The sequence below is a fragment of the Dysosmobacter welbionis genome (genome assembly GCF_005121165.3).
Classification (GTDB): domain Bacteria; phylum Bacillota; class Clostridia; order Oscillospirales; family Oscillospiraceae; genus Oscillibacter; species Oscillibacter welbionis.
In genome coordinates this window covers 2,839,249-2,857,201 of the sequence record NZ_CP034413.3, presented here as the reverse complement: position 1 = coordinate 2,857,201, position 17,953 = coordinate 2,839,249, and the positions used below count along the sequence as shown (strand labels likewise).

The following is a 17,953-nucleotide window of genomic DNA, read 5'->3' as shown; positions in this document are numbered from 1 at the left end:
CATCCCATATCTAGTGTGGTATGATAACAATGCTTACTAGATATATTACAATTGAGATTGATTCTACAAGAGAGGCGGAGAGTCCCATGAAAGTCATGAAGCGGAACGGCACGGAGGTCATCTTCGACATCACGAAGATCATCGCCGCCATCACCAAGGCCAACAACACTATCGAGGAGGACGCCCGGATGACCCCGGTCCAGATCCAGCGGATCGCGGAGTCCGTGGAACTCAGCTGTCAGAAGATGAACCGCTCCCCCTCTGTGGAGGAGATTCAGGACCTGGTGGAGTCCCAGATCATGGCTCACGGGGCCTATGAGGTGGCCAAGAACTACATCACCTACCGCTATGTCCGCTCTCTGGTCCGCAAGAGCAATACCACCGACGAGAAGATCCTCAGCCTCATCGAGTGCTGCAACGAGGAGGCCAAGCAGGAGAACTCCAACAAGAACCCGGTGGTGAACTCCACCCAGCGGGACTACATGGCCGGCGAGGTCTCCCGGGACCTGAGCGAGCGGCTGCTGCTGCCCGCCGACATCGTGGAGGCCCATCGGGAGGGCATCATCCACTTCCATGACTCGGACTACTACGCCCAGCACATGCACAACTGTGACCTGGTGAATCTGGAGGATATGCTTCAGAACGGCACCGTCATCACGGACACCCTGATCGAGCGGCCCCACAGCTTCTCCACCGCCTGCAACATTGCCACTCAGATCATCGCTCAGGTGGCTTCCAACCAGTACGGCGGGCAGTCTATCTCCCTGGCCCACCTGGCCCCCTTCGTGGATGTGAGCCGGAAGAAGATCCGCCGGCTGGTGGAGCAGGAGATGGAGGCCCTGGGCATCCGGCCCACCCGGGAGAAGATCGAGGAGCTGGTGGAGACCCGTCTGCGGGATGAGGTCCGCCGCGGCGTCCAGACCATCCAGTACCAAGTGCTGACCCTGCTGACCACCAACGGCCAGGCCCCCTTCGTGACGGTGTTCATGTACCTGGGTGAGGCCAAGAACGAGCAGGAGAAAAAGGATCTGGCCCTCATCATTGAGGAAACCCTGGAGCAGCGCTACCAGGGCGTGAAGAACGAAAAGGGCGTGTGGATCACTCCCGCCTTCCCCAAGCTGATCTATGTGCTGGAGGAGGATAACGTCCACGAGGATTCCCCCTATTATTACCTGACCAAGCTGGCGGCCAAGTGCACCGCCCGCCGGATGGTGCCCGACTACATCTCTGCCAAGAAAATGCTGGAGCTGAAGGGCGATGTGTATACCTGCATGGGCTGCCGCTCCTTCCTGACGCCGGACCGCTTCACAGATGCCGGCATCGGCAACATCGCAAACGCCGGCAATTATGAGCCTGGCAAGCACAAGTACTACGGCCGCTTCAATCAGGGCGTGGTGACCATCAATCTGCCCGATGTGGCCCTGTCCTCCGGCGGCGACCTGGACAAGTTCTGGAAGATCTTTGACGAACGCCTGGAGCTGTGCCACCGTGCCCTGATGTGCCGGCACAATCGGCTGAAGGGCACTCTCTCCGACGTGGCCCCGATTCTGTGGCAGTACGGCGCCTGCGCCCGGCTGAAGAAGGGCGAGACCATCGACAAGCTGCTCTACCACGGCTACTCCACCATCTCCCTGGGCTACGCCGGCCTCTACGAGTGCGTGAAGTACATGACCGGCAAGAGCCATACGGACCCCTCCGCCACCCCCTTCGCCCTGCAGGTGATGCAGTACATGAACGACGCCTGCAGGAAGTGGAAGGAGGAGAGCGATATCGATTTCTCCCTCTACGGTACGCCTTTGGAGTCCACCACCTATAAATTTGCCAAGAGCCTGCAGCGCCGCTTCGGCATCATCGAGGGCGTCACTGACAAGAGCTACATCACCAACAGCTACCACGTCCATGTGACAGAAGATATCAACGCTTTCGACAAGCTGAAGTTTGAGGCCCAGTTCCAGGCCCTGTCTCCCGGCGGCGCCATCAGCTACGTGGAGGTGCCGGACATGCAGAACAACCTGGAGGCGGTGCTCCAGGTGATGAAGTTCATCTATGAAAACATCATCTACGCCGAACTGAACACCAAGTCCGACTACTGCCAGGTGTGCGGCTGGGACGGCGAGATCCAGATCGCGGAGGAGAACGGCAAGCTGATCTGGAAGTGCCCCCAGTGCGGCAACACAGACCAGGACAAGATGAATGTGGCCCGCCGGACCTGCGGCTACATCGGAACCCAGTTCTGGAACCAGGGCCGGACTCAGGAGATCCGGGACCGGGTGCTGCACCTGTAAAATATTTCGTTCAAAAGGCAAAGCCTTTTGAACGAAGAGATTGCAGTTTGTGCGCGCACTCGCTTCGCTCGCACACTTACAAACTGAGCGGTGTTTTTCCCGAGGCGCATGTCCCCGGGAAAAACGATCAAACTCAAATGGGCGCCTGCGGGCGCCCATTTTGAAGAATAGCAGGAGGACCGCCATGTACTACGGTGAGATCAAAAACTGCGACATTGCCAATGGCGAGGGAGTGCGGGTTACCCTGTTCGTCTCCGGCTGCACCAATCACTGCAAGAACTGCTTTCAGCCCCAAACCTGGGACTTCTGCTACGGCCAGCCCTTTACCACCGAGACGGAGGATTATTTGCTCTCCCTGCTCTCCCCTGTCTACATCAACGGCCTGACACTGCTGGGGGGCGAGCCCTTTGAACCGGAGAACCAGCGGGCCCTGGTGCCCTTTCTCCGGCGGGTCCGGCAGATGTATCCGGACAAGACCATCTGGGGCTTCTCCGGCTTCACCTATGAGGAGCTTACCTCGGACGGCACTCATCCCCGCTGCGAGGTGACAGACGAGATGCTCTCCCTGTTGGATGTGCTGGTGGACGGCCGCTTCGTAGAGGAGCTGAAGGACCTGACCCTCCGGTTCCGGGGCAGCTCCAACCAGCGGCTCATCGACCTGAACGCCAGCCGTCAGGCCGGTTGCCTCTGTTTCCTGCCGGACCGCCCCCGGGGCGGCCGCTGAACAGCAGCCTCCAACCCGTTTTTTCAGAGGCGCCCCGCCCTTCGGTGTGGGGCGCCTCCTTCTCTTTCGGTGCCTGCCGAATTTTAAAGGAAGACCCGTAGAAATTTTGGCAGATTGCTTCTTGACATTTGCTAGTTTGCTAACTAAAATATAATCCTGTTCAGTTGGAGGAGGTGTTTCCATGCAGCATGAGCGGTACGTCGGGTATGAGATCAAGGCACTGTCCAATCTCCTGCGCAGACGGCTTTGGGGGCCTGCCGACCATCCCCAGAGCATGCTGACGGAGATCGAGGGCGTTTTGATCGGTTATCTCTGCCACAGCCAGGGCCGGGAAATCTATCAAAAGGATCTGGAGCGCGCCCTCTGCATCCGCAGCTCCACCGCCTCCCGGCTGCTGAAGCGGCTGGAGGACGAGGGCCTCGTCCAGCGCTCTATGGGAGTCAGGGACGCCCGGATGAAGCGGATCACGCCCACACTCCGGGCGCAGGCGCTGAATCAGGAGGCAGAGCGGCGGATCGCCGCCACAGAGGCGACGCTGACCAGAGGCATCTCTCAGGAGGAGATTGACCAGTTCCTGGCCATCGCGGAAAAGCTGAAGCAAAATCTCATTTGACCAACCGGGCCCCGCCGGGAAGCGGCTCAATCGCTTCCCCCGGCACAGCAAAGACACAAGGAGGTATTCTATGAAGAAAAAAAGGAGCCTGGCCAGCTGTATTCAGGAGTTCTGGCCAGCCGCCATCCTGACGCCCATCTTCGTCATCGGCGAAGTGGCGTTTGACGTGTTGATCCCCCTGATGACCGGCAAGCTGCTGGACGAGGGGGTCAAGGCCGGCAGCATGCACCATATTGCCGCCTACGGCCTCACCGTGGTGGGAATGGCTGTTCTGGCGCTGATCTGCGGCGGACTGTCCGGCCGTTTCGGCGCCAAGGCCTCTACGGGCTTCGCGCGGAATCTGCGGCGGGAGATGTATCGGAATGTCCAGAAGTTCTCCTTTGCCAACATTGACAAGTTCTCCACCAGCGGCATCATCACCCGCCTGACCACAGACGTGACCAACGTCCAGATGGCTTTTATGATGGTCATCCGTATCGCGGTCCGGTCCCCCATCATGTTGATCTGCGCCTGGGTACTCACCCTGCGCATCAACCCCAAGCTGGCACTGATCTTCCTGGTGGTCATCCCGATCCTGGGCATCGGCCTGGCGCTCATCATGACCAGGGCCCACCCCATTTTTGAACGGGTCTTCAAGCGCTATGACCACCTGAACAACGTGGTGCAGGAGAACCTGCTGGGTATCCGGGTGGTGAAGTCCTTTGTTCGGGAGGACCATGAAGTAGAGAAGTTCGGCAAGGTCTCCCAGGAGATCTACATGGACTTCTCCAAGGCGGAGCGCATCCTGGCCTTCAATATGCCTCTGATGCAGATCTGTGTGTATGCCTGCATGATCTCCGTGTCCTGGATCGGCGCCAACCTGATCGTGGGCGGCAGCATGACCACCGGCCAGCTGACCAGTATGTTCAGCTACATCATGATGATGCTGATGAGCCTGATGATGCTCTCCATGGTACTGACTATGATCATCATGGCCCGGGCCTCCGCAGAGCGGATCACAGAGATCCTGAACGAGGAGAGCGATCTGAAGAACGGCTCCCAGCCCATCGAAGAGGTCAAGGACGGCTCCGTGGTGTTTGAGAACGTCAGCTTCTCCTACGCCAAGGACCCCAGCAAGGAGTGCCTGAAGAACGTGAACCTCACGGTGAAGTCCGGTGAGACCGTAGGTATCCTGGGCGGCACCGGCACCTCCAAGACCACCCTGGTCCAGCTGATCCCCCGTCTGTACGACGCCACTGAGGGCCGCGTCCTGGTGGGCGGCGCGGACGTCCGGGACTACGATATGGACGCCCTGCGGGACCAGGTGGCCATGGTGCTGCAGAAGAACGTGCTGTTCTCCGGCACCATCAAGGATAATCTCCGCTGGGGCAAAAAGGACGCCACTGACGAGGAGATGGTCCGGATGTGCCAGCTGGCCCAGGCGGACTCCTTTATCCAGGAGTTCCCCGACAAGTACGACACCTATATCGAGCAGGGCGGCTCCAACGTCTCCGGCGGGCAGAAGCAGCGGCTTTGCATCGCCCGGGCCCTGCTGAAGCACCCCAAGATCCTGATCCTGGACGACTCCACCTCCGCCGTGGACACCAAGACCGACGCCCTGATCCGCAAAGCGTTTCTGGAGGAGATCCCGGATACCACCAAGTTCATCATCGCCCAGCGGGTCTCCTCCATCGAGGACGCCGACAAGATCCTGGTGATGGACGGCGGACAGATCGTGGCCATGGGTACCCACGACGAATTGCTGAAAACCTGTGATATCTACCGCGAGACCTATGAATCCCAAATGAAAGGAGGCAGTGACAATGAGCAGTAAGCAGATCCGCAGCGGCGCCAAGGCGCCCGGCCATCGCCGGCACATTGTCGGCCGCCTGATGGGCTATATCAAACGGGGGTACAAGGCCCGCTTCATCATTGTTCTGGTGTGCATTCTGGTCAGTGCTATCGCCAACGTGGCGGGCTCTCTGTTTCTGGGCAGTCTGATCGACGACTATATCACCCCCCTGCTGGGTGCGGCGGATCCAGACTTTTCCGGCCTGGTGCGGGCCCTGGTGATGATGGGTTGCCTGTTCCTGGTGGGTGCCCTGTGCGCTTACGCCTATAACCGGAACATGATCGTGGTGTCCCAGGGCGTACAGAAAACCATTCGGGACGACCTGTTCGGCCACATGCAGACCCTGCCTATCAAGTATTTTGACACCCACGCCCACGGCGACGTGATGAGCGTCTACACCAACGATGTGGACACCCTGCGGCAGATGTTCGCCCAGAGCATCCCCCAGGTCATCAACTCCTCTATGACCATCCTGGTCACCTTCCTGGGTATGCTGTTCACCAACGCCCTGCTCACGGTTGTGGTCCTGGTGTGCGTCTGCTTCGCCCTGGTGGTGACACGGTTCCTGGCCGGCCGCAGCGGCCGCTATTTCCTCCGCCAGCAGAGCACCCTGGGCGCCCTCAACGGTTATATCGAGGAGATGATCAACGGTCAGAAAGTGGTCAAGGTCTTCTGCCATGAGCAGGAGGCCCAGGACGGCTTTGACCGGGTCAACGACGAAATGTTCCACAGCGCGGACAAAGCCCACACCTACGCCAGCATCCTGATGCCTATCATGGTGAACATCGGCAATGTCCAGTACGTGATCGTGGCTATGGTGGGCGGCGCTCTGGCCCTCAGCGGGGTGGACACCACCATCACCCTGGGCGTTATTGCCAGCTTCCTGCAGCTGTCCAAGAGCTTTTCCAACCCCATCAACCAGATCTCCCAGCAGTTCAACTCCATCATCATGGCCCTGGCCGGCGCGGAGCGGATCTTCGCCCTGATGGACGAGGAGCCGGAGGAGGACCACGGCACTGTGACGCTGGTAAACGTGTCCTATGACAAAGAGGGCCACCAACTGGAGGAGTCCGAGAAGCGCACCAACCTCTGGGCCTGGAGGGTCCCCCACAGCACTGACATGGTGATGGTCCCTGTGCGGGAAGAGGCGGACGGCTCCTTCACGGAGCTGAAGGCCCCCGAGGCTGGAAAAGACGAGGCCTGGGCCTGGAAATACCAGGAGCACGGCAAGGCCTTCTACCGCCCCATCCTGGGCCCGGTCCGGAATGTCGAGAGCGAGGACTACTACCTCATCAAGCTCTCCGGCGACGTGCGGTTCGACCATGTGGACTTCGCCTATGAGGAGGGCAAGACCATCCTCCACGACATCAGCCTCTTTGCCAAGCCTGGCCAGAAGCTGGCCTTCGTGGGTGCCACCGGCGCCGGCAAGACCACCATCACCAACCTGATCAACCGGTTCTACGACATTGCCGACGGCAAGATCCGTTACGACGGCATCTCCATCAACAACATCCGCAAGCCGGACCTGCGGCGCAGCCTGGGCATCGTGCTGCAGGACACCAACCTCTTCACCGGCACCGTCCGGGAGAACATCCGCTACGGCAATCTGGATGCCACGGATGAAGAGGTGGAGGCGGCCGCCGCCCTGGCCAATGCCGACGACTTCATCCGCCGCCTGCCCCAGGGGTACGACACCATGCTCACCGGCAACGGCGCCAATCTGTCCCAAGGCCAGCGGCAGCTGCTGGCCATTGCCCGGGCAGCCGTGGCAGACCCGCCGGTGATGATCCTGGATGAGGCCACCAGCTCTATCGACACCCGGACGGAGGCCATCGTTCAGCAGGGCATGGACTCCCTGATGTATGGCCGGACGGTGTTCGTCATCGCCCACCGGCTCTCCACCGTCCGCAACTCCAACGCCATCATGGTGCTGGACCACGGCCGGATCGTGGAGCGGGGCGACCACGACGATCTGATCCGCCAGCACGGACTGTACTATCAGCTGTACACTGGTGCCTTCGAGCTGGAATAAGCGAACATCAAAGCCACCGGAGCATTTGCTCCGGTGGCTTTTTTTCTGTTCAGCGCCCCGCTCACGATTCCAGCATCTCCCCCACCAGCGCCTGGAAGGCCCGGCCCAGCTCCTTGGAATCCGCTCCTTCCAATGCCTCCGCCCGGGCCATGATCCGCCGCAGGGTGTCCAGGTCCTGCTGCAGGAACAGCTCGCAGAGATACCGCTTCATCCTGCCGTTGTTGTACCGCTCCAGCGCCACCGTCAGCAGGTCCGCCTTTTCCTCATACTCCGCCAGCCAGGCGGGCAGGCCCTCCGCCGCCACGGCCCGGCAGGTCCGCTCCTTCACGCGGCCCGTATCCAGGTCCCGGAAATCCCCCATCTTCCCCAGCTTCGGGCAGGGGAAGTCCCCGCACTGTCCGCAGTGGTCCAGTCCCTTTTCCCGGACGCAGCGGTGGACCTTGCAGGGCACGGTGTAGTATCCGTCGCAGGAGCAGCCGGGACACCGGCTGCTTCCCTCTGTCCGGCAGCGGGTACAGAGGGCGCAGGGCATCCCGCAGTATCCGTAGGCATAGTGGCTCATAGGTCCTCCTTCCCTTCCGGACCGGGAATCTCCGTCCCGTCCATCTCCCGGTCGATCAGCGCCAAGGCGATCCGGAACGCCCGGATGCGCCGTACCGTCAGCGTGTGGGGCGACGTGCCCGGTCGCAGCTTCTCCAGCGCCTTCTCACACTTGCGCAGGGTGGAGTCGATGGATCGCCGGGCCTCCGCCAGCTCTTCCCGTGTGTATCTCATCGCTTGCTCTCCGCAAAGTCCCATGCCTCCCGCAGCCAGCCCATCAGCTCTTCGTCGATCTGGTCCGCCTCTGTCACCAAGACATGGTGGGTCCAGCGGCCGGGATACGGCTCCGAGGCCGCCACCACCCGGGGCGAGTCCAGCCGGTACGGCAGTCCAACGGTCACCATCAGGCACATCTTCGGCCAGTCCTTCCGCCGCCGCACCGGCAGAGATGCCGCAGCGAACAGATGCCGGCCGTAAAAGCTGATCTGGCTTTTCTGCACCTTGACGGTTCCCTCCGGAAACGCCCCGTCCATCCGCCGGAACAGCGCTTCATACAGCGCCAGCTCCGCCGGATGGCCGTCGAAGAACATCCCCGCATCCGCTGTGCAGTGCTCTGGTACGCGCATAGTGCCTCTCCTCTTCCGGCCTCTTAATCTCCATCAGCGCCAGTTACAGGCCGTTGACCACCCGTTCCGGACGCTTGCCGTCCATCAGCTTTTCCAGATCCGCAAACACCATCCGCGCGGCCTCCCGGAACGCCGCATGGCTGATCCCGCCCTGGTGGGGCAGAGGATCAGCCGGTCCGGGCACTCCGCCGCCAGCCGCACCAGCGGGTGCTCCGCCGTCACAGGCTCCGGGTCATAGGCGTCCAGCGCCGCCCCCGCCAGACGGCCGGAGCGGATAGCCTCGCACAGGGCCGCATCGTCGATCACCGCGCCCCGAGCGGTGTTCACCAGATAGCTCCCCGGCCGCATCCGGCCGAAGAACGCCCGGTCCAGCAGGTGGGTGCTCTCCGGCGTGGCGGGCAGATGGAGGCTGATGATGTCACAGGTCTCCGCCAGCTCGTACAGGGGCAGATACCGGGCGCCGTACGCCTCCTCCACAGCCGGATCCTGCCGGTGCCGGGCGTAGTAAAACACCTCGCTGCCGTTGGCCCGCAGCCGCTGCGCCGTAGCCTGGCCGATGGCGCCGAAGCCCACCAGCCCCACCCGGCAGGTGGACAGATCTTCCGGCACATGGGCTGCCAGCTCGTTCACCGCCTCATGCTGCTGCCCGGCCCGCACCATCCGGTCTCCCCACAGCGTCCGGTGCAGCAGCATGCTCATCAGCGTCACCGCCAGCTCCGCCACGGGGCCTGCGTTGCACCCGGCGCAGTTGCACACATAGATGCCCCCCTCCCGGGCCGCCGCCAGGTCAATCCGGTCGTAGCCCACCCCGTCGCTGTGGATCAGCTTGAGATGCGGCATCCGGGCGATCAGTTCCTCTGTCACCGGCGTCACCGGTGCGGCCACCAAAGCCTCCGCATCGCCGCCGGCTGCCAGCCAGCGCTCCTCCGGCCCCTCCCGGTCCGTGAACACCAGCTCCATCCGCCCCGCAGCGGGAATATCGGGCAGATACCGGTCATATCGGCTGCTGGGATGTAAGATCAAAACCTTCAACGCTCTTTCGCCTCCAAATCATTTGCCCGGCCCACTGCCTCCACATCTGCGGCGGTGATCCGCGTCAGGTCCTCCCGGTTGACGGACGCCTGTCCCGCCAGACGGCCCGCCTGCCGGACCAGGATCTGCTCAAACAGGTTTCGCACGCCCCGGGCGTTGCCGAAGGAGGCCGCATCCGCCATCCGCCTTTCCAGCAGGGAGCGCAGCGGCGCCTCCGCCTCCGGCTCCAGAATGTAGCACCCTTTTTCACACTGCATCCGGAAGATGGCCAGCAGTTCCTCCGCCGTGTAATCTGCAAAGTGGAGGAAGCGGTTGAACCTGGACTCCAGTCCCGGATTGGAGTGGATGAACTCGTCCATCAGCCCGTCGTAGCCCGCGACGATCACCACCAGGTCGTCCCGGTGGTCCTCCATGGCCTTCAGCAGCGTGTCGATGGCCTCCTGGCCGAAGTCGTTGGCCCCGCCGCCGTTGAGGGCGTATGCCTCGTCGATGAACAGCACACCCCCCAGAGCGGAGTCGATGACCTTCCGGGTCTTGATGGCTGTCTGTCCCACGTAGCCCGCCACCAGCCCGCTGCGGTCTACCTCCACCAGCTGCCCCTTGGACAAGATGCCCAGGCTGTGGTAAACCCGTGCCATCAGCCGGGCGATGGTGGTCTTTCCCGTGCCGGGATTGCCGGAAAACACCATGTGGAGACTCATGTCCGCTGTGGGCAGGCCGTGCTGCCGGCGCAGACGCTCCACCGCCGCCAGATTGATGAGGTCTTTCACCTCCCGCTTCACCGCACTGAGGCCCACATAGCTGTCCAGCTCCTTCTGCAGATCCTCGATGTTCTCTTTGGGGGGAGCTTTGGCGGTGTCTTCCTGTTTCTGTTCTGCCGCCTCTGGCGCCTTTTTCTCCCCGCCGTCTGCCGGCGGGATCCTTTTTTCTTTCTCCGGCAGCGGAGCCACAGGCACATGCTTCTCCGGTGTCGGAGTGCCCCAGAAGTCCGCGCCCATGCGGCTGAGGTTGTGCTCCGTCATAGAGCGGATCACCTCCAGCTGCCGCAGGATGATCTCGTCCTTTTTGCTCTGATCCCGCTTGTCCATCCGCTCACACCCCCCACAGTCTTGTATGTGCCAGCGCCCGGAACAGGCAGGCGGCGATCAGCCCCGTCAATGCCCCGGTAAAGAGGGACACCCCCAGCAGCACCGGCAGGTAGTACAGCGGCGCCGTGTTGCCCAGCGTCAGCACAGCTGCGGCCACCTGGCCGCAGTTGTGGGCCGCTGCTCCGCCCACAGACACTCCGTAGACGGAGAGGCGCTTCAGCCGGGAGAGGGCGATCATCACCCCCATGGCCGTCACGCCCCCCAGCAGGGAAAAAATCAGCGCGTTCATGTTTCCTGCAAAGACCGCCCCCAGCAGGCACCGGGCCAGCAGGATCAGCAGCGCCTGCCCCGGTCCCAGGGCGTACAGGGCGAACAGCGTCACGATGTTGGCCAGTCCCAGCTTGATCCCCGGAATGGGGATGGCCAGGGACAAGGGGAAGAAGTTCTCCAGATAGCTGAGCGCCAGCGCCATGGCCGTCAGCACCGCGCACAGCGTCAACTGTCTCGTCGTCAGTTTCATGGCGCCTCCTTATCCGATCACCAGATCCACGCCGTCATCCGCCGCCGCGCCGCCCTCCAGCTGCACGACGATCCGGGCGGGCAGGCACACGATGCTCTGTCCCCCGCGGGTGATCTCCCCCATGTGGACGCAGTCCTGGGTGGGGCAGTCGGACACCGTCACCTGGGCAGACTCTGGCCCAAAGGCCACCCGGAGGGTGTAGCCGTTGGACGTATAGGTCCGCTCCTCCGGTCCCGACAGGTCCGCCAGCACCACCCGATCCACCGGCTCGCCGTTCGCAGACACTACCGCCGTCAGCGGGCCTATTTCCTCTCCCCCAGTCCAGAACAGAGCCGCGCAGGCCACCGCCAGCGCCAGCACAGCGGCCGCCGCCAACGCATCCCAGCCGTTTGGCCGCAGCTTAGGAGACGATTTCATACGCATACCCCGCCGAATCGTCCGGACGGAACCGGTCCGCGATGCCCGCAGTCGCCAGCAGCCGGCCGTCCTCTGTCACCAAGATCAGGTCAAAGTCATAGACGCCGCTGCGCCAGAGCTCCAGCGCCCGGTCCTCCCCCATGACGAACAGGGCCGTGGAGAGGGCGTCGCACATCGTGCCGTTGCCCGCGGCCCCATCCGCCACCACGGTGACGGAGGTAAGTCCGCTCTCCGCCGGGCGGCCGGTGGCAGGATCAATGATATGGTGATAGAGCTGTCCATTTTCCTCAAAATACCGCTGATAGCCGCCGGAGGTGACGGCAAAGGCGTCCGACGCCTCCAGGATCCCCGCCAAAGCCCCCGCGGACCGGGCCGGGTCCTGAATGCCGATCTGCCAGGGCTCCCCCTCCAAGTTCCCGCCGCAGACCCAGGTGTTCCCACCCAGGTCCACGATGCCGTGGGTGATGCCGTGCTCCTGGTAAATCGCAGCCATCCAGTCGCTGGCATACCCTTGGCAATGGCTCCCAGGTCAATCCGGGTGCCCTGGTCCAGCGAGACAGCAGTCCCCTCCTCCAGGTGGACATGCTCCGCCCCCACGCAGGGCAGCAGCAACGCCAGTTCAGCGTCCTCCGGCACCCGGTAGGTGTCCTCCGTAAAGCCCCAGGCAGAGGACACCGGCGCCAGGGTGATGTCAAAGGCCCCGTCTGTGGCAGCGCTGAAATCCAGGGCCCGGGCAATCAGGTCGCGGAGTTCCTCCCCCACATCCACCGGCGTCCCCCCCGCCGCGCTGTTCAACCGGGACACTGCGCTGTCCTCCCGGGTGCGGGAGAGCGCCTCATCCAGGCGGTAGATCTCGTCTTCCGCCGCCGCAAGCGCCGCCTCCGTCTCCCCGCCGCAGGCCCGCAGGCCCATCACCGTGTCCATGGCGAAGACCTGTATGCTCTGCATCTCCTGCGCCGCAGTGCCGCCGCAGGCGGTCAGGCTCCCCGCCAGCAGCAGTGACGCCAGCAGTGCGCCCAAACGTTTCATAAGCAAATTCCTCTTGTCATCAGTATTTTTCGCAAAAAATCTCATAATAGAGGAGTATACCACGCCCCCGGGCAAATCTCAACCGGCAATCCTGACTCCTGTTGGAAAAAAGGGAAAAGTCTGGCTCCTTCCCCTTGCAAAGGCACGAAATATCTGCTATACTATCATAGTATGCCAGCGGAAGCGCATGTTTTCCCGCGGCTATTTTCGGAACAAACACCCTGGAGGTTGTCCTATATGTCCAAAAATCCTGTCAGTAAATCCAAGCCGGTAAAGCGGAACGAGCCCATGCACAACGCGCTCAAGTTTTTTCTGGCCGGCTGCGTGGCGGAGATCTATCTGTTGGTCATCCGCCGCTTCTATGTGAACGGCACCGCCAATGAGCTTCTCGCATGCGACGCCGCACTGCCCTATCTGATGGCCGCGGGTGCGGCAGTGGCTGTGATCGGTCTGGTCCTGGGCATCGTCTGGCGCCAGCAAACCAAGCGCCGCTGGATCGGCTGGTCGGTGTTTGCCGCCGGCGTTTTCCTGGGCGGTTCCGCCTGGATGATCCGCACCTTCTACGACTCCGCTCTCACCTTCCTGTGCGTGGTGGTTCCGGTGGTCATGCTGCTGGGCATTCTGTGGAATCTGTACGATCGGGAGTGCTCCTGGTCCCTGACCATCCTGGGTGCCTCCCTGATCGCCCTGTGGGTCTGCCGGCGGGTGCTGGACAGCATCTTCCTGGGTACCTATGTCCGGATCGCTGCGGTAGTCTATATCGTGGTACTGATCGTAGCGGCTTTCCTCACCAACAAGGCGGACAAGAATGGCGGCAAGCTGGGCAATCTTCAGGTGTTGACTGCCGGCGCGGATCCCATGCCCATCTATGCGGCCTGCGGCCTGTCCGTCGTGGCGCTGGCCATCGCTCTGTTCAGCAGCACCATCGCCTATTACGCCATGTGGGCCCTGGCCATAGTGGTCTTTGCCCTGGCGGTGTATTACACGGTCAAGCAGCTCTGATAGATCCGCAGCCCCCCTTCGGGCATTCCGAAGGGGGGGCTGTTTTGTTCTCTCGCGTCCCGACAAAGGGAACCCCTTTCCGCCGCCTTGCAGCGCAGTATGTCCCGCAAGGCAAAAGCCGCTTTTCGTGGGAAGAAACCGCTCTGCCGCCCTAAACGGCTCAATACGCACGGCGGAAGAGGCGTATGGTATTTCTTATAAGAGCCAGCCGCCAAGGCAGACGGTTGTTCTTCCGGCGGGAGGGTCCGGACTTTGCGGCATGAAAACTGCGCATCGGTGAGCGGAAAATTCGTTATCAGCGATCCGAATCCCAAAGCAGCAGGCCACTCTTCCACCAACCGCCGCTGGGCACTGCCGGAATTATAAAAAGCTTCTTCTCTGGCTTGACGTCCCTTCCAGGTCAAGCTGGAACAGTCCGCCGCCCCGGCACATGTCTGTGAGCAGATTCCAGCCATTGGGGACTGGACAGGATGCTGAAGAGTGCGGCCCCATGATCTGCGCTGCAATAAACAAAAGAGGATTCCCCGTACGAGGAATCCTTCCGATAATCAAAGCAAAATCCGTCTGTGGTCAAGCCATAACCGCCGGTTAAGCCGGAGGCTTGCGTAGGCCCTATAAGAGCCTATTACCGGCAAGCGTCTCAAGATACATGGAAATTTATTCCGCTTGCATCACTTGCCATACAGCCCGTAAACGGGCAATCACCGTTCTAATAGCAGATTTCTATTAGTGGAAGGTTCATGTTAGCGGCTCACTTCACTCGATGTTTGATATTAAAGCTCTTTTTACGGGCCGCCCCACCGGCAGAGCTGATGGGGCGATCCAATGAGAAATCGCCGCAGTAAAAACTGCAGCGATTTCTAGTTTTGTATTGTGTGGACAAAAAAGATGCAGTTGCAAAGCATTTACCCCAAAATTCCATATCTTCATTATTGACCAAATCTTATAAATTTATTCAAAGCATTAGGAACAGTACACAGTTCATCACCTCCACTTTCAAAGGCGCAAGGATGTAACTCAATTCTGAACTTGAACTTCTGTTCTACAATGGTTAGGGGCACAATATGCCTTCCATCGTTTCTGGCAGTTACTTTATGAGCATGCAATGGTACAGTCATTTTCTATCTCTGTAACCCCCATAACAATGCAGTCGCCAAATCATTTTTCGCATCGTTCAAAACGGAATAACTTTATCGAAGGGATATGCCTCTGAAACAGGATTCAAGAGAGATTGACTCTTCCATCAAATCCTATATACAGGGCAACCTCATCGCATATTGAAAAACCGGATACCATATCAAATGGCGAAAGTGTATTAAAGGTGAGCCATGTATTCATGCTACATAGGGGTTCGGATTCCGAAAATTTCAGTTTTGAAAGCTGATTTCAAACTTTTTGTGCCTTTATATTTCATTTCCATCGTAAATATGAAAATGGCCGAAAACCTTGCTATGATAAATCTTTCAGTCATAAAACGCCCCACCTAATCCGTCAGTTTCATGGGAACTGTTCGGATTAGGTGGGGGTGTTCATAATCGCAGCCATTGGGTTACAAAATCAATATGCTCCTCCAATCCGCGGTAAAGTGCGGACTGCCATGAATTTAAGAACAACTGTTCCCTGCTAACCGCCTCGTCATGAAAGGATGCCGCAAGGAAATCTTCACCACATCTATCGAGAAAGACATGCCATATACCCGATCGGCCTGTAATTTCTTCGGCGGCATGCACTGCGTAGGATGTGTATAGATTATATAAAACCATATGATTCTCAACCCGCCTGAACAGCAAGTCGTTCCACGCTACAGGTTTCCGCACAAAATAGGTAGGAACTAACTCTTTGCCCGCAACTTCAAATCTCACGGACAGCCAGATATCCTGTTCAACATCGTCAAAATACGGATGTAACGGTTCCTCCTCTGAGTTCTGAGGAGAAAATGTCCTTTTCTTTCCCAAATTACAGTCCCGACAGGCCGGGATCATATTTTTAGGTGTGATTGCCAGTGCAGGATATTTGGATTTCGGCAAATAGTGATCCAACGTGCTCACAGTGCCAATCCCACAGAATGGACATTTTCCATTCGTGGGGAGCGACATATATTTATCGTAATATGGCCGGCCAGTCCCCTTTACAAACTTGGATTCATAAATGTCCAACATCTCAGCCTTGCTAACCACCCCGCCTACATTGTCCGCCGTTGGAATAGTATGGGTCTTTGATGTTAATACACAGTCTTCAAAGCGCGATGCCTCATCAGAGAGAACAGGAACTATCGATCTGAGCCGGTTTTTTAACGCGGCATCCCGATAGCTTTCAATACACGTCGAAAATACATCTTGAACCGAATCGCCGGGAGCGTTCAGTTTTCTCATTCGGTACCTCCATACTCTCTATTTGCAAGCAGGATGCGCAAAATCGATCTCGCTTCCATACCGACCCGAAAATCGAATTTATTTAATATTTCCTCGTATGTTAAGCCCGCTTCAACCATCTGAAGTAACATACCATGAAAGCCAGAATGGGTCACTTCAAGCCCAAAGACATCGTTTATGAGGACTCCAACATTCTCACCGAATGTTTCTCGCTCTGGTCGTACCGCACGCAGTATTGTGTTGTTTCTGTAAAGCTGCCAGATGCAGTTTTTAGGTACTTCCTGCAAAATAACAGGCGAGTGCGTAGAAATAATAGCCAGTCCGTTTTTTTGAATCAGCAACGCAGATAACGCCCGAACAAATGCAGAGAGCAACGGTGGGTGCAGATGATTTTCCGGCTCATCCATGAGCACAAGAGTGCGTTCCATCGTAATCGCTACCAGACAGGTCAAGGTCAGCAAAATCACCTTATGGCCAGAGCTTAGACGGCTAAATAGCTCTTGCGCAGAGACAACCAGTTCACCTTCCTCTGTTCCTTGTGGAGACAGCAGCGCGGAGGCACCATTGTTCGCAAAAATGGGGTCTGAGTTCAGTAGCGTCATAGTAGCAATCCATAATGTGCGCTTTTCTTTATATTTATTACATGACCGCAGCGCCGCAATAAACTGCTCCTCCAGCCGCTGCATCCGTATCTCCTGCCCGCTGCCTAAACCAATGTATGTGTATTTTCCACTATATTCATCCTCTTCTATGTCATCCGGCATTGGGTAGGTATCAAACGGGCTAAAAGCTACACATACAAAATTTGAAAATTTTGTGCGATGCTCAAAGCTGAATTTTCCATATTGCCCATCCTGGTTGCCTGTTGAAAGGCAACGTATCATTGACGTAAGCATATGGGTCTTTCCGACGCCGTTTCTCCCAATCAATACATGGATGTTAGTCGGTGGGTTGGAATCCGGGACTACATGAAACTCCAGTTGGTAATCGGTTCCGACCTGACCTGGGAGCTTGTAGGATATATCAAAAGGGGTCAATTTCGCGCCCCCGTTAGCGATTCGATGAAATTGTTCCCTGATGATTCTGGAGCCAAGATCGCGCATAAGAGATTCACGCGTGACATTTTCCTGTTTCACTGCCTCAAAAATTGTCAGATTATACGCAATATCTCTTAACGCAGTTAAAATATCCTCTCGTAGTTCTCCGTGTTCCAGTTTTTTGACATTTTCATAATAATCTTCACTTTGCCCCAGTGTAAAAAACGAATCGGTTAACGTTTCAAAAGTTTTCGGCAAATCAGGGGTCCTCTGCTCCATTCCTATCTGACCGATCTTAATGCTCCCCAACTCCACTGTATTCCCTTTTTCATCAGAATAGGAAAGATAAAACATCGTCTCATATTTAAACCAGTCATTCCAACCGTCTTTGTGGAGGTATATCACATTTTTTGTAAAAACACGTTCGATTTGTCCTCGTTGAACTACTTCAAATCTCATATTCAACACCACTCCACTAAACTATCTGTCAAACTCTGGCACATACTGAGATTTCCAAATTTAGTTGTTTAAAATCGTTTTGTAATGATTTCTTTCACATTGGTAGATGGAGCAGCTGCTCCCTCCATAATTAACAAATAAGTAATGTATCAGCTTTTAGTATTTGAGACGTTCCTTTTATGTGATACTCTAATATCTTGTTCACTTGATAGTAGCGCGAAAATTATCTCAGCGTCTTCCAGTATAATGCGAATGGAAATACGCCGTTCTAATTCAGAGATATTACCCATATTTCACGCCTCAGTAATCCTGCGGATATGCATACCGGGCAATCGAATACTCACTG

General features: G+C 58.2%; 15 protein-coding genes and 1 pseudogene. 6 read left to right on the top strand and 10 right to left on the bottom strand.

Annotation, left to right across the window (positions count from 1 at the left end; genetic code table 11):
- The first annotated feature begins 86 nt into the window (after positions 1-86).
- The 5 genes from nrdD to EIO64_RS14885 all read left to right on the top strand — a co-directional run bounded on the left by nrdD (position 87) and on the right by EIO64_RS14885 (position 7,485).
- Entirely contained in the window at positions 87-2,285 is a 2,199-nt protein-coding gene (gene nrdD / locus EIO64_RS14905) for an anaerobic ribonucleoside-triphosphate reductase (RefSeq protein ID WP_036628056.1), read from the top strand.
- A 184-nt stretch (positions 2,286-2,469) separates the two neighbouring features.
- On the top strand, positions 2,470-3,009 hold the full coding sequence (gene nrdG, locus EIO64_RS14900) for an anaerobic ribonucleoside-triphosphate reductase activating protein (protein WP_021748614.1): 540 nt from the start codon (positions 2,470-2,472) through the stop codon (positions 3,007-3,009).
- Between the two features lie 181 nt (positions 3,010-3,190).
- Positions 3,191-3,622: a MarR family winged helix-turn-helix transcriptional regulator gene (locus EIO64_RS14895; RefSeq protein ID WP_021748615.1), complete on the top strand. Its 432-nt coding sequence runs from the start codon at positions 3,191-3,193 to the stop codon at positions 3,620-3,622.
- A gap of 70 nt (positions 3,623-3,692) precedes the next feature.
- Complete coding sequence (locus EIO64_RS14890) at positions 3,693-5,435, top strand: ABC transporter ATP-binding protein (protein ID WP_136891551.1); 1,743 nt, start codon at positions 3,693-3,695, stop codon at positions 5,433-5,435.
- A complete protein-coding gene (locus tag EIO64_RS14885) occupies positions 5,425-7,485 on the top strand; it encodes an ABC transporter ATP-binding protein (protein WP_021748617.1) in 2,061 nt (686 codons plus the stop codon). Before EIO64_RS14890 ends, EIO64_RS14885 begins: the two co-directional genes overlap by 11 nt.
- Positions 7,486-7,546: 61 nt before the next feature.
- Here the strand turns inward: EIO64_RS14885 and EIO64_RS14880 are convergent, their stop codons facing one another.
- From EIO64_RS14880 to EIO64_RS14845, 8 genes and pseudogenes are all read right to left on the bottom strand, one after another.
- Complete coding sequence (locus tag EIO64_RS14880; protein WP_119310704.1) at positions 7,547-8,047, bottom strand: DUF3795 domain-containing protein; 501 nt, start codon at positions 8,045-8,047, stop codon at positions 7,547-7,549.
- The gene (locus EIO64_RS14875) at positions 8,044-8,259 is read right to left on the bottom strand and encodes a hypothetical protein (protein ID WP_021748619.1); all 216 of its coding nucleotides are present in this window, start codon (positions 8,257-8,259) and stop codon (positions 8,044-8,046) included. The genes EIO64_RS14880 and EIO64_RS14875 overlap by 4 nt, the downstream gene beginning before the upstream one ends.
- The gene (locus EIO64_RS14870) at positions 8,256-8,651 is read right to left on the bottom strand and encodes a DUF5655 domain-containing protein (protein WP_119310703.1); all 396 of its coding nucleotides are present in this window, start codon (positions 8,649-8,651) and stop codon (positions 8,256-8,258) included. Before EIO64_RS14870 ends, EIO64_RS14875 begins: the two co-directional genes overlap by 4 nt.
- 84 nt (positions 8,652-8,735) lie before the next feature.
- A complete protein-coding gene (locus tag EIO64_RS14865; protein ID WP_136891550.1) occupies positions 8,736-9,674 on the bottom strand; it encodes a 2-hydroxyacid dehydrogenase in 939 nt (312 codons plus the stop codon).
- Positions 9,675-9,679: 5 nt separating this feature from the next.
- On the bottom strand, positions 9,680-10,771 hold the full coding sequence (locus tag EIO64_RS14860; RefSeq protein ID WP_119310701.1) for an AAA family ATPase: 1,092 nt from the start codon (positions 10,769-10,771) through the stop codon (positions 9,680-9,682).
- A gap of 4 nt (positions 10,772-10,775) precedes the next feature.
- Positions 10,776-11,291: a Gx transporter family protein gene (locus EIO64_RS14855; RefSeq protein ID WP_119310700.1), complete on the bottom strand. Its 516-nt coding sequence runs from the start codon at positions 11,289-11,291 to the stop codon at positions 10,776-10,778.
- A 9-nt stretch (positions 11,292-11,300) separates the two neighbouring features.
- Complete coding sequence (locus EIO64_RS14850; protein ID WP_021748624.1) at positions 11,301-11,708, bottom strand: NusG domain II-containing protein; 408 nt, start codon at positions 11,706-11,708, stop codon at positions 11,301-11,303.
- Positions 11,692-12,620: pseudogene (locus EIO64_RS14845) on the bottom strand (FAD:protein FMN transferase). Before EIO64_RS14845 ends, EIO64_RS14850 begins: the two are co-directional and overlap by 17 nt.
- Before the next feature lie 354 nt (positions 12,621-12,974).
- On the opposite strand from EIO64_RS14845, the gene EIO64_RS14840 reads away from it, so the two are divergent.
- Positions 12,975-13,739 carry a hypothetical protein gene (locus EIO64_RS14840; RefSeq protein WP_021748627.1) on the top strand — a complete coding sequence of 255 codons (765 nt, stop codon included), beginning with the start codon at positions 12,975-12,977 and terminating at the stop codon, positions 13,737-13,739.
- A gap of 1,529 nt (positions 13,740-15,268) precedes the next feature.
- Here the strand turns inward: EIO64_RS14840 and EIO64_RS14835 are convergent.
- Together EIO64_RS14835 and EIO64_RS14830 are read right to left on the bottom strand one after the other, a co-directional pair.
- Entirely contained in the window at positions 15,269-16,111 is an 843-nt protein-coding gene (locus EIO64_RS14835; RefSeq protein ID WP_119310698.1) for an HNH endonuclease, read from the bottom strand.
- Entirely contained in the window at positions 16,108-17,607 is a 1,500-nt protein-coding gene (locus tag EIO64_RS14830; RefSeq protein WP_136891548.1) for an AAA family ATPase, read from the bottom strand. The genes EIO64_RS14835 and EIO64_RS14830 overlap by 4 nt, the downstream gene beginning before the upstream one ends.
- Between the last annotated feature and the right edge of the window lie 346 nt (positions 17,608-17,953).

Bases quoted from the DNA above. Each gene is read 5' to 3' on its own strand.
- EIO64_RS14885 (WP_021748617.1), top strand. From the start codon at position 5,425: ATGAGCAGTAAGCAGATCCGCAGCGGCGCCAAGGCGCCCGGCCATCGC.
- EIO64_RS14870 (WP_119310703.1), bottom strand. From the start codon at position 8,651: ATGCGCGTACCAGAGCACTGCACAGCGGATGCGGGGATGTTCTTCGAC.
- EIO64_RS14850 (WP_021748624.1), bottom strand. From the start codon at position 11,708: ATGAAATCGTCTCCTAAGCTGCGGCCAAACGGCTGGGATGCGTTGGCG.
- nrdD (WP_036628056.1), top strand. From the start codon at position 87: ATGAAAGTCATGAAGCGGAACGGCACGGAGGTCATCTTCGACATCACG.
- EIO64_RS14890 (WP_136891551.1), top strand. From the start codon at position 3,693: ATGAAGAAAAAAAGGAGCCTGGCCAGCTGTATTCAGGAGTTCTGGCCA.
- EIO64_RS14875 (WP_021748619.1), bottom strand. From the start codon at position 8,259: ATGAGATACACACGGGAAGAGCTGGCGGAGGCCCGGCGATCCATCGAC.
- EIO64_RS14835 (WP_119310698.1), bottom strand. From the start codon at position 16,111: ATGAGAAAACTGAACGCTCCCGGCGATTCGGTTCAAGATGTATTTTCG.
- EIO64_RS14895 (WP_021748615.1), top strand. From the start codon at position 3,191: ATGCAGCATGAGCGGTACGTCGGGTATGAGATCAAGGCACTGTCCAAT.
- EIO64_RS14840 (WP_021748627.1), top strand. From the start codon at position 12,975: ATGTCCAAAAATCCTGTCAGTAAATCCAAGCCGGTAAAGCGGAACGAG.
- nrdG (WP_021748614.1), top strand. From the start codon at position 2,470: ATGTACTACGGTGAGATCAAAAACTGCGACATTGCCAATGGCGAGGGA.
- EIO64_RS14830 (WP_136891548.1), bottom strand. From the start codon at position 17,607: ATGAGATTTGAAGTAGTTCAACGAGGACAAATCGAACGTGTTTTTACA.
- EIO64_RS14855 (WP_119310700.1), bottom strand. From the start codon at position 11,291: ATGAAACTGACGACGAGACAGTTGACGCTGTGCGCGGTGCTGACGGCC.
- EIO64_RS14860 (WP_119310701.1), bottom strand. From the start codon at position 10,771: ATGGACAAGCGGGATCAGAGCAAAAAGGACGAGATCATCCTGCGGCAG.
- EIO64_RS14880 (WP_119310704.1), bottom strand. From the start codon at position 8,047: ATGAGCCACTATGCCTACGGATACTGCGGGATGCCCTGCGCCCTCTGT.